A 10931-nucleotide genomic window follows, 5' to 3' on the forward strand; every position below is an offset into this window, starting at 1 on the left:
CTGGCCGGCGAACCGTCCAGGCCCACCCCGATGTCGTTGACCACCACACGCGCGCCTTCCTCGGCGAACGCCAGCGCATGCGCGCGACCGATGCCGCCGCCCGCTCCAGTGACGATGACGACGCGGCCGTCAACCACTCCCATATTTCCGTCTCTCCTTTACTTGATCGCGCTGGCGTTCGTGGTGGCCAGATAGTGCGGTGGCTCGCCGCCGCCATGCACCTCCAACGAGGCACCGCTGATGTAGGACGCCGCATCGGAGGCCAGAAACGCTGCGGCCCAACCGATGTCGGCAGGTTTGGCCAGCCGGCCGAGCGGCACATTCTTCGAGATCGCGGCGATGGACTCGGCGTCGCCGTAGAACAGTTCGGACTGCTCGGTCTCCACCATGCCGACCACACAGGCATTCACCCGGACCTTCGGCCCCCACTCCACGGCCAGCGTCTGCGTGAGGCTTTCCAGGCCCGCCTTGGCCGCGCCGTAGGCCCCGGTCCCCGGGGACGGCCGGCGCCCGGACAGACTGCAGATGTTGATGATCGACCCGCCCTGCCGCTGGCCCTGCATGTGCGCGTTCGCGTGCTGCGAAACCGACAGCCCACCAATGAGATTGAGTTCGATGATCTTGCGGTTGAACTTGGCGCTGGACTCCGCGGTCAACACGAAGGGCGATCCCCCGGCGTTGTTGACGACCACGTCGAGCCGGCCGTGCCGGTCCACGATGGCGTCGATCAACCCCTTGACGGCGTCGTCGTCGCGGATGTCGCAGGAGTGGAACTCGTAGGGCAGCCCCTCGACCGCGCGGCGCGCGCAGGTGACGACGGTGGCACCCTGCCCGGCGAACACCGAACTGATCCCGGCCCCCACCCCGCGCACGCCGCCGGTGACGAGAACCACCCGCCCGGCCAGCCCCAAGTTGATGGCGTCAAAAGGGGGGCATGCTTCGGCGCGAGTCACTGTGCTAGCGTACCAAGCAAGTGCTTGCTTAGGTAGTTACCCCACAAGGAAGTGGCACCTTGCCCATCACATCCACCACCACCGAACCGGGCATCGTCGCGGTTACCGTCGACTTCCCGCCCGTCAACGCCATCCCGTCGCGCGGCTGGTTCGAACTGGCCGACACCATCACCGCGGCCGGCCAGAACCCCGAGACCCATGTGGTGATCCTGCGCGCCGAGGGCCGCGGCTTCAACGCCGGGGTCGACATCAAGGAGATGCAGCGCACCGAGGGATTCACCGCGCTCATCGACGCCAACCGCGGCTGCTTCGCCGCGTTCCGCGCGGTGTACGAGTGCGCGGTGCCCGTCGTCGCGGCCGTCAACGGGTTCTGCGTCGGCGGCGGCATCGGACTGGTCGGCAATGCCGACGTCATCGTCGCCTCCGACGACGCCACCTTCGGTCTGCCGGAGGTGGAACGCGGCGCGCTCGGCGCGGCCACCCACCTGTCCCGGCTGGTGCCCCAGCACATGATGCGGCGGCTGTTCTTCACCGCGGCCACCGTCGACGCCGCCACCCTGCACCACTTCGGTTCGGTGCACGAGGTGGTGCCGCGCGACGAGCTCGACGAGGCGGCCCTGCGGGTCGCGCGCGACATCGCCGCCAAGGACACCCGCGTCATCCGGGCCGCCAAGGAGGCGCTGAACCTCATCGACGTGCAACGGGTCAACTCGAGTTATCGCATGGAGCAAGGCTTTACGTTCGAGCTCAATCTCGCCGGGGTGTCCGACGAGCACCGTGACGCGTTCGCCGGTACGACGAAGGGTGAGAAGTCGTGAGCGACAAGAGAACCACCCTCGACGACGTCGTCGCGCAGTTGCGCAGCGGCATGACGATCGGCATCGGCGGCTGGGGATCGCGGCGCAAACCCATGGCGTTCGTCCGCGCCCTGCTGCGCACCGACATCACCGACCTGACCGTGGTGACCTACGGCGGGCCGGACGTCGGCTTGCTGTGCTCGGCCGGCAAGGTCAAGCGGGTCTACTACGGATTCGTCTCGCTGGACTCCCCACCCTTCTACGACCCCTGGTTCGCCAAGGCCCGAACCGGCGGCACGATCGAGGCCAGGGAGATGGACGAAGGCATGCTGCGATGCGGTCTGCAGGCGGCCGCGCAACGCCTGCCGTTCCTGCCGATTCGGGCCGGGCTGGGCAGTTCGGTCCCGGACTTCTGGGAGGGCGAGCTGGCGACCGTGACCAGCCCGTATCCGGCACCCGGCGGCGGACACGAAACCCTGATCGCGATGCCGGCGCTGCGCCTGGACGCCGCGTTCGCCCATCTCAATCTTGGTGACGCGCAAGGCAATGCGGCCTACACCGGCATCGACCCGTACTTCGACGACCTCTTCCTGATGGCCGCCGAGAAGCGCTTCCTGTCGGTGGAGCGCGTCGTTTCCACCCAGGAGCTGGTCAAGGCGGTCCCCCCACAGGCGCTGCTGGTGAACCGGATGATGGTCGACGGCGTGGTCGAGGCACCCGGCGGGGCCCACTTCACCACCGCCGCACCCGATTACGGGCGCGACGAGAAGTTCCAGCGGCATTACGCCGAGGCGGCCTCGACCGACGAGGGTTGGCAGCAGTTCGTGCAGACCTTCCTGTCGGGCAGCGAAGAGGACTATCAGGCGGCCGTGCGCGCTTTCAAAGAGGAGGCCTCGTCATGAGCGGCGACGCGATCACCCGACCCGAGATCTGCGCGGTCGCCTGTGCCGAATTGTTCCGGGACGCAGGCGAAATCATGGTCAGTCCGATGACGAACATGGCCTCGGTCGGTGCCCGGCTGGCCCGGCTGACCTTTTCGCCGGACATCCTGCTGACCGACGGTGAGGCGCAGCTGCTGGCCGAGACCCCGGCGCTAGGCGCGTCGGCACCCGTCGAGGGCTGGATGCCGTTCGGCCGCGTCTTCGAAACCCTGGCCTGGGGCCGGCGCCACGTCGTGATGGGCGCCAATCAGGTTGACCGCTTTGGCAATCAGAACATCTCGGCGTTCGGCCCGCTGCAGCAGCCCAAGCGCCAGATGTTCGGCGTGCGCGGGGCGCCCGGCAACGCCATCAACCACGCGGCCAGCTACTGGGTGGGCAACCATTCCAAGCGGGTGTTCTGCGAGAAGGTCGACATCGTCTGCGGAATCGGCTGGGACAACGTGGACGACGACAATCCGGCGTTCCGCTTCGCCAACACCTACCGGGTGGTGTCCAACCTCGGTGTGTTCGACTTCGGCGGGCCCGGGCGCAGCATGCGGGCGGTCTCGCTGCACCCCGGCGTTTCGGCCGACGAGGTCGCCGAGAACACCTCGTTCGAGGTGCACGGCCTGGACGGCGCCGAGGAGACCCGGCTGCCGACCGACGACGAGCTGCGCCTGATCCGCGAGGTCATCGACCCGAAGTCGCTGCGCGACAGAGAGATCCGCTGACGGTGGTTACGAAGCTGCGCACGCCGCTGACCGAGCTGGTCGGTGTCGAGCACCCGGTGGTCCAGACCGGGATGGGCTGGGTGGCCGGTGCGCGGCTGGTGTCCGCCACGGCCAACGCCGGCGGGCTCGGCATCCTGGCCTCGGCCACCATGACGCTGGACGAACTGGCGACGGCCATCGCCAAGGTCAAGGCCGCCACGGATAAGCCGTTCGGCGTGAACATTCGCGCCGACGCCGCAGACGCCGGCGATCGCGTGGACCTGATGATCCGCGAGGGCGTCAAGGTGGCCTCCTTCGCACTGGCGCCCAAGCAGGAGCTCATCGCGCGGCTGAAAGAGGCCGGCGTCGTGGTGATTCCGTCGATCGGCGCGGCCAAGCACGCCCGCAAGGTCGCCGGCTGGGGCGCCGACGCGATGATCGTGCAGGGCGGCGAGGGTGGTGGGCACACCGGCCCGGTCGCCACCACGCTGCTGCTGCCCTCGGTGCTCGACGCCGTGCAGGGCAGCGGCATTCCGGTGATCGCGGCGGGCGGATTCTTCGACGGACGCGGTCTGGCGGCCGCGCTGAGCTATGGCGCCGCCGGCGTCGCGATGGGCACCCGGTTTCTGCTCACCTCGGATTCGACGGTGCCCGACGCGGTCAAGCGCCGTTACCTCGAATCGGCGCTGGACGGCACGGTGGTCACCACCCGGGTGGACGGGATGCCGCACCGGGTGCTGCGCACCGGTTTGGTGGAGAAGCTGGAAGGTGGTTCGCCGGTGCGGGGCCTGACCGCGGCCGTGCGCAATGCCGCCAAGTTCAAGCACATGTCGCAGATGACCTGGCGGTCGATGATCAGCGACGGCCTGGCGATGCGGCACGGCAAGGAGCTGACCTGGTCTCAGGTGGTGATGGCGGCCAATACCCCGATGCTGTTGAAAGCCGGGCTGGTGGACGGCAACACCGACGCCGGCGTGCTGGCTTCCGGCCAGGTGGCCGGCATCCTCGAGGACCTGCCGTCGTGCGCCGAACTGATCGAGTCGATCGTGCGAGACGCGGTCCGGCACCTGCAGGCGGCGTCGGCTCTCATCGAAGAGGTGTAACGCCTCGATAAAGCGTATAGCTAAATCCTGGCATGATTAAGCTATACTCTTCAAATGGCTCGGATGAAGCTGGGTCCTTCATCACGGGCGACGCTCATCGGTGACGTCGTCGGTTCCCGGCGTGCCACCGACCGCTCGAAGCTGCATGGGAGCCTGGCGGCCGCCCTGCGACACGTCGCCGCCGAAGCTATCGGCCCGCCCGCGTTCACCGTCGGCGACGAGTTCCAGGGCAGTTACCCGACCGTCGGCTCCGCGATCGATGCCGCCCTGACGCTGCGGCTGGCCGTCGGCCCCGACATCGACGTCCGGTTCGGCATCGGCTGGGGCTCGGTCACCATCCTCGATGCCGCCGCGGGAATCCAGGACGGCCCGGGCTGGTGGACCGCCCGTGAGGCCATCCAGCACACCGCGGAGGCGCAGCGGCAGCCCGGCTTGACGCTGGTACGCACGACGTTTCGGGCCGAGGCCGGCACCCGCGACGACGTCGCCGCCGTCAACGCCGCCCTGATCTGTCGGGACCATCTGCTTGGATCGCTTGATGAACGGTCATTGCGGATAGTGAGGGGCTTGATGACGGGCCGGACCAAAAAGGAGCTCGCCGCCGAAGAGGGCATCAGCCCGTCGGCGGTGTCCCAACGCGCGAGCCGCGACGGCCTGGACTTGATTGTGCTTGCCAGTCAATACCTTCGGAGTCTGCCGTGAGCGCCGTGGCGGTCTTTCTCATCGCCCTCGGCGTCGCCGACCTCTGCCGGCGTGCGGTCGGTGCGCTATGGCCACCGCTGCTGGCCGGGCCGGTGGTGGTGCTGGCGTGCGCGGGGCTGGGCGCCCTGTGGCGTGCCGGGGACATCGCGCTGCTCGTGCTGGCCGCCGCGGCGGTGGTGGCGTGGGAATGGCTTTGCGCGCGAAGCGAACTCAGCGGCAAAAACCAGATCGCTCCGCTGGCGGTGTTCGGCGGCGCGCTGGCGGTGCTGGCCCTGTTATCCGGCTGGTCCTCGCCGGGCGGCGGCGTCGTCGCGCGGTGGTCGGCCTGGGTTCACCTGCCACTTAGCCATGTCACGCCCGCCCGGTTGCTGATGCTCGTCGGCGTGATGCTGGTCCAGTTCGCCACCGCCAATCAGTTGGTGCGCCTGGTGCTTGGCTCGGTGGGCGCGGTGCGCCCACCGGGTGAGCCGCAGCCGTCGGATCGGCTCAAGGGCGGCCGGCTGCTGGGGCCGCTGGAGCGGCTGTTGATTCTCAGCCTCGGCGTCGGCGGCCAGGTGGCCGCGGCCAGCGCCGTCGTCGCGGCCAAGGGCATCATCCGATTCCCGGAATTGAACGCCCAGACCAACCGCGACAACGGCGTCGGCATCGACGAGGTGACCGAGTACTTCTTGGTCGGCAGCTTCACGAGTTGGCTGCTCGCCCTGGGCGGCATTGGCCTGGTGGTGGCGACCCGGTAGGCGGCCGAATCCGGTAAAAGGTTGACCGAGGGTGGATTTCACGACGCGACACGCCGCGGTGCCGTCGAGGATTTCACGCTCGGTGGCCCAGGGCGCCATCCCGCGGCCCGCATCGCGTTGACGACACGGGCAATGAGGGTGCCGTGCCGATAGCGGAGAAGGTCGCTGCCGACCCGCACGATCGTCCAGCCCAAGTCGGCCAATGCGGTGTACCGGTCGATGTCGCGATCGCGCTGCCCGGCGTCCGTCCAGTGCTGCGGTCCGTCGTACTCGATGCCGACGCGCAGCTCGCGGTACCCCATGTCGATGCGGGCAACGAAGTCGCCGTAGTCGTCGCACACTCGGATCTGTGTCTGTGGCACAGGCAAACCCGCGTCGATCAGCACCAGCCGAGTACGGGTCTCCTGCGGAGACTCCGCGCCGCTGTCCACCAGCGGCAGCACCGCTTTGAGCCGACCCAGGCCGCGCGTGCCGCGATGCTCGGCCAGCACGGCTTCGATGTCGCTGATTTTGACGTCGGTGACGTTCGCCAGCGCATCCAGCCGCTGCACCGCGGACAGCCGCGACGATGTCCACCGTCCAACATCGAAAGCGGTGCGTGCCGGACTGGTCACTGGCATGCCGTCGACTTCGACTACCTCACCGGGGAGCAGTGTCTCGCTGTGCACGACGATGCCGGCGGGTGGGCGGCGATTGCCGTGCACCAGCTCAGCATCGAGCGTCGGACTCACCCACTTTGCCCCGAGCATCGCCGCTGCCGAGTTCCCCGCGATGACGCCGTTGCGTCGCGACCAAAGCCATGCCGCCCGCGCGCGTTCGCGCGCCGTCAGCGCGATGCCGCCGGGGGCGTAGACACCCGGGTGGACAGGCTCGAAGAGGGAACGCATTGCCCGCTCGGGCATCACTTTTGCCGCCAGGGCCTCACTGCCCAGGAAGAGCTCCGTCATGCCGCCGATGGTGCCAACCCGCACCGACAACCTCGCGAATGTGAATCCTACGACGCGAAACGCGGTTGACGCGTCGTAGCTTTCACACTGGACGACGGAAGCGAGTGCTGCACGAGGTCAGAGGCGCTCGATGATCGTGACATTGGCCGTGCCGCCGCCCTCGCACATCGTCTGCAGCCCGTAGCGGCCACCGATGCGCTCCAGCTCGTTGAGCATGGTGGTGAACAGCTTGGCGCCGGTGGCACCCAGCGGGTGACCGAGCGCGATCGCGCCCCCGTTGGGGTTGACCTTCTCCGGGTCGGCCTTGATCTCCTTGAGCCAGGCCAACACCACCGGCGCGAACGCCTCGTTGATCTCGACGGTGTCGATGTCGTCGATGGACAGCCCGGTCTTGTCCAGCGCGTAGCGGGTCGCCGGGATGGGCCCGGTCAGCATGAACACCGGGTCGGCGGCGCGGGCGCTGATGTGGTGGATGCGTGCCCGCGGCGTCAGGTTGTGCTCCTTGACGGCCTTTTCGGACGCGAGCAGGACGGCACTGGCACCATCGGAGATCTGGCTGGCCATGGCCGCCGTCAACCGGCCCCCCTCGACCAGTGGCTTGAGCCCGGCCATCTTCTCCAGCGACGACTCGCGCGGCCCCTCGTCAACCCGGAACGGCCCGGATTCGGTTTCCACGGTGATGATTTCGTTGTCGAAGTGGCCGCCGCGAATGGCCGCGAACGCGCGCTCGTGGCTGGTCAGCGCGTAGCGCTCCATCTCTTCGCGGGACAGGTTCCACTTCTCCGCGATCAGCTCGGAGCCGCGGAATTGTGAGATCTCCTGGTCGCCGTAGCGGTGCAGCCACTGCTTGGATTCGTTTGTCGGTGAGGTGAATCCGAACTGCTCGCCGACCGTCATGGCCGACGAGATCGGGATCTGGCTCATGTTCTGCACGCCGCCGGCGACGATCAGATCGGCGGTGCCGGACAGGACCGCTTGCGCGCCAAAGGAAATGGCCTGCTGGCTGGATCCGCACTGCCGGTCGACGGTGACGCCGGGAACCTCTTCGGGATAGCCCGCGGCCAGCCACGAGAGCCGGGCGATGTTGCCGGCCTGCGCGCCGATGGCATCGACACAGCCGGCGATCACGTCGTCGACGGCGGCGGGATCGACGTCGACCCGGTCGAGCAGGCCGCGCCATCCCAGCGCACCGAGATCCACCGGGTGAATTCCGGCCAGCGACCCGCCGCGCTTGCCGACCGCGGTACGCACAGCGTCGATGACGTACGCCTCAGGCATTTCAGACTCCTTCTTCGATGTTCTTTGATTCCGCAGTGATCCCGCCAAGCACGATGGCGAGATATTGCTGGCCCACCTGCTCCGCGGTGAGCGGTCCGCCGGGTTGATACCAGCGCACCGACACCCAGGTGGTGTCACGGATGAAGCGGTAGATCAGGTCGACGTCGAGGTCGGGCCGGAAATACCCCTGTTCGACGCCCTGATTGAGCAACTCGAGCCACATCTTGCGCTGTTGCCGGTTCATGTCCTCGATGTAGGAGAACCGGGGCTGAGACAACAACCGCTGGGCTTCGTCCTGGTAGATGACGACCTGCGCGTGCCGGTGCTCGATCGCCTCGAACGACGCCATGAACAGCCCCTTGAGCCGCTCCAGGGGGTTGGCCTCGCTGTCGACGATTTCGCGATAGCGCGCGAACAGCCAGTCCAGGAAACTGCGCAACAGTTCGTCGACCATCTCCTCCTTGGAGGAGAAGTGGTGATACAGGCTGCCGGACAGAATGCCGGCGCTGTCGGCGATGTCCCGGACGGTGGTGGCGCGCAATCCACGCTCGGCGAACATCGTCGCGGCGAGCTCCAGTAGCTCGTCTCGCCGGCTGTTCGCCTGACCGGGCACTCGGTCCACCCGATCAGAGTATCAACCAAGCGCTTGCTTGGCCACCGACGCCTTGGTTTCCGATCCGCGGCCGCTCCGTCAGGAACGTCAGCGCAGCGAGACCACCGGCGGATTCTGCGACTCGTCGGCGTTGCCGGACACGAAGGTGTCGACGACGCTCGTCTTGGTGCCGCCCGACCGGGTCTGGGCCGTCAGCGGGAAGTTGACCGACCCGGAGAAGGACGCCTCGAGTCGGAAGGGATCGAACAGGTTGATCTTGAGGCCGCTGATGTCCGGTTTGCCCCAGGCGGCGGTCCCGTCCACCAGGTCGTAGTCGAAGGCGTGCTGCGGGCAGTCGGCCGGTCGCAGTTGGTTCGAGTTCGCGCAACTGGCCAGCGCCGCCGATATCGCGGAGCTGGTCGCGGCCAACCCCTTGTCGCTGAGTTTGAATTCCAGGTCGTTGAAGTACGCGCCCGATGTCGTCAGATTGTCAAGCAGGAAGGGCTTTTTCGTGTTGACGGCCAGATTCGGGTTGCTGCTGGAGACGTCCAGCCAACCGGGGAAGACGTACACCGGCGCGGTGCCGACGGGCTTGCCGAAGAACGTCGCGGTTTTGACGGCGGCCTGCTCGATGCCCGCGTTCAGCGTGTCCACCTTGATCGCGGCGTGGTCGAGTTTCCAGTCGCTGCCCGCCTTCTTGATCGACATGGTCACGTCCGAGGTGTTCTCGCCGAATTTCGCCGACACGTGCACCTGCCCGAAACCGAAAGCGTGCGCGGAATTGTCGTCGAGGATCTTGATGTCGGTGATCGGCCACCGCGCGATCTGCCGCTTGAGGATGTCGTCGGTCAGGAACTCCTTGGACGCCGGCTGATCGGTGCTGTACGACAGCGCGGCCTGCGCATCGCCGCGGGCCAGCGCCTCGAGGTAACCCTTGGCGGCATCACCGGCGCTGCCCGACCCGCCGCCACTGTTGACCGCGATCACGGTGATGACAACCACGACAAGCACCGCGGCGGCCACGCTCAGCCCGATGATCCACGGCTTGCGATTGCGTTGCCCGGGACCGCCCTGCGGCCCGTTGAACTGGGCGACGGTGACCGGCGGTGGCGAGGGCCACCCCCCGTACGCGGGCTGCCCGAAAGGGGTTGGCTGACCCCCTTGACCCCAGTGCTGCGGCCAACCCGCGTCGGATTGCCACGGGGCACCCGGTGGCTGGCCGGGTGTGCTTGCGGGAGGCGGGTTCTCACCCCACGGTCGGTGACCCGGTCCGTCGCTCACTGCACCCTCCCACCTGCGTCAACCGCGTTGGTCGACAATTGTAAACACGTCGCGGACCGGCGCTAGTCAGCGATATCGCAGCTCATGGGTGCTGACTGGACACCGAGATGACCTCGCCGGTCAGGTAGCTGGAGTAGTCGCTGGCGAGGAACGCGATGGTGGCCGCCACCTCCCACGGTTCGGCGGCGCGCCCGAAGGCTTCGCCGGCCGACAGCCGGTCGAGCAGATCGGCCGACGACGTCTTCTCCAGAAACTTGTGTCGCGCGATGCTCGGCGACACCGCGTTGATCCGCACGTCGTACTCCGCGGCTTCGATTGCGCTGCAACGGGTCAGCGCCATCACGCCGGCCTTGGCGGCGGCATAGTGCGCCTGCGAGTGCTGAGCCCGCCAGCCCAGGACGCTGGCGTTGTTGACGATCACTCCGCCGTGCGGTGCGTCACGGAAGTAGCGCAGCGCCGCGCGGGTGGCGCGGAACACCGACGTCAGGGTGACGTCCAGGACCCGGTCCCACTCCTCGTCGGTCATGTCGACCACCGGCGTCTGCCCGCCCAGCCCGGCGTTGTTCACCAGGACGTCGACGCGTCCCATCCGCGCGGTCGCCGACGCGAACAGCGCATCGATCTGCGCGGTCGACGTCACGTCGCACAGCACGCTTTCGACCCTGCCCTGGCCGAGCGCGGTGAGCTGGTCGGCGGTCTCCCCCAACCGGCGTTCGTGGTGATCCGAGATCACCACGTCGGCCCCCTCTGCCAGCGCCCGTCGTGCCGTCGACGCGCCGATGCCGGTGCCCGCGGCGGCGGTGACGACCACCACCTTGCCCTGCAGAAGTCCGTGTCCGGCAATCTCTTTCGGGGCTTCGGACAGGCTCATCCCTTCACCTCTCGGGGTAGGCCGAGCACCCGCTCGGCGA

13 protein-coding genes are annotated in these 10931 nt (G+C 67.9%); 6 read left to right on the forward strand and 7 right to left on the reverse strand.

The annotated features are described in order from the left end of the window. Both A5622_RS27925 and A5622_RS06755 read right to left on the reverse strand, forming a co-directional pair. On the reverse strand, positions 1–143 hold a 143-nt coding region (locus tag A5622_RS27925; protein ID WP_156752842.1), incomplete at its 3' end, for an SDR family NAD(P)-dependent oxidoreductase. A gap of 15 nt (positions 144–158) precedes the next feature. Then, positions 159–953: an SDR family oxidoreductase gene (locus A5622_RS06755; RefSeq protein ID WP_156749113.1), complete on the reverse strand. Its 795-nt coding sequence runs from the start codon at positions 951–953 to the stop codon at positions 159–161. 59 nt (positions 954–1012) lie between these two features. On the opposite strand from A5622_RS06755, the gene echA20 reads away from it, so the two are divergent. The 6 genes from echA20 to A5622_RS06785 are packed head-to-tail and all read left to right on the forward strand — an operon-like array spanning position 1013 to position 5922. After that, positions 1013–1771, forward strand: a complete 759-nt coding sequence (echA20, locus tag A5622_RS06760) for a (7aS)-7a-methyl-1,5-dioxo-2,3,5,6,7,7a-hexahydro-1H-indene-carboxyl-CoA hydrolase (protein WP_066870677.1) — start codon at positions 1013–1015, stop codon at positions 1769–1771. Then, entirely contained in the window at positions 1768–2652 is an 885-nt protein-coding gene (ipdA, locus tag A5622_RS06765) for a cholesterol ring-cleaving hydrolase subunit IpdA (RefSeq protein ID WP_066877463.1), read from the forward strand. The genes echA20 and ipdA overlap by 4 nt, the downstream gene beginning before the upstream one ends. Next, positions 2649–3401, forward strand: a complete 753-nt coding sequence (gene ipdB, locus A5622_RS06770) for a cholesterol ring-cleaving hydrolase subunit IpdB (RefSeq protein WP_066877465.1) — start codon at positions 2649–2651, stop codon at positions 3399–3401. Before ipdA ends, ipdB begins: the two co-directional genes overlap by 4 nt. Before the next feature lie 2 nt (positions 3402–3403). Continuing rightward, complete coding sequence (gene ipdC / locus A5622_RS06775) at positions 3404–4483, forward strand: (3aS,4S,5R,7aS)-5-hydroxy-7a-methyl-1-oxo-octahydro-1H-indene-4-carboxyl-CoA dehydrogenase (protein WP_066877466.1); 1080 nt, start codon at positions 3404–3406, stop codon at positions 4481–4483. Positions 4484–4537: 54 nt separating this feature from the next. Further along, positions 4538–5185: a SatD family protein gene (locus A5622_RS06780; RefSeq protein ID WP_082972006.1), complete on the forward strand. Its 648-nt coding sequence runs from the start codon at positions 4538–4540 to the stop codon at positions 5183–5185. Further along, positions 5182–5922 (forward strand): hypothetical protein, encoded by a 741-nt coding sequence (locus A5622_RS06785; protein WP_066877470.1) that lies wholly within the window; start codon positions 5182–5184, stop codon positions 5920–5922. Before A5622_RS06780 ends, A5622_RS06785 begins: the two co-directional genes overlap by 4 nt. A gap of 38 nt (positions 5923–5960) precedes the next feature. Here A5622_RS06785 and A5622_RS06790 read toward each other — a convergent pair whose 3' ends face one another. The 5 genes from A5622_RS06790 to ipdF form a co-directional block, all read right to left on the reverse strand. Then, complete coding sequence (locus A5622_RS06790; protein ID WP_066877476.1) at positions 5961–6869, reverse strand: endonuclease domain-containing protein; 909 nt, start codon at positions 6867–6869, stop codon at positions 5961–5963. 117 nt (positions 6870–6986) lie between these two features. Then, positions 6987–8147, reverse strand: a complete 1161-nt coding sequence (fadA6, locus tag A5622_RS06795) for a steroid 3-ketoacyl-CoA thiolase FadA6 (RefSeq protein WP_066859651.1) — start codon at positions 8145–8147, stop codon at positions 6987–6989. A gap of 1 nt (position 8148) precedes the next feature. Next, positions 8149–8769: a TetR family transcriptional regulator KstR2 gene (gene kstR2, locus A5622_RS06800; protein WP_156749304.1), complete on the reverse strand. Its 621-nt coding sequence runs from the start codon at positions 8767–8769 to the stop codon at positions 8149–8151. 78 nt (positions 8770–8847) lie between these two features. Continuing rightward, a complete protein-coding gene (locus A5622_RS06805; RefSeq protein ID WP_082994541.1) occupies positions 8848–10020 on the reverse strand; it encodes a DUF4878 domain-containing protein in 1173 nt (390 codons plus the stop codon). 82 nt (positions 10021–10102) lie between these two features. Beyond that, positions 10103–10891: a (5R,7aS)-5-hydroxy-7a-methyl-1-oxo-2,3,5,6,7,7a-hexahydro-1H-indene-carboxyl-CoA reductase gene (gene ipdF, locus A5622_RS06810; RefSeq protein ID WP_066859659.1), complete on the reverse strand. Its 789-nt coding sequence runs from the start codon at positions 10889–10891 to the stop codon at positions 10103–10105. Positions 10892–10931: the final 40 nt, after the last annotated feature.

It is taken from the genome of Mycobacterium sp. 1245801.1, assembly GCF_001673055.1.
In the GTDB taxonomy this organism is placed as follows: Bacteria; Actinomycetota; Actinomycetes; order Mycobacteriales; family Mycobacteriaceae; genus Mycobacterium; species Mycobacterium europaeum_A.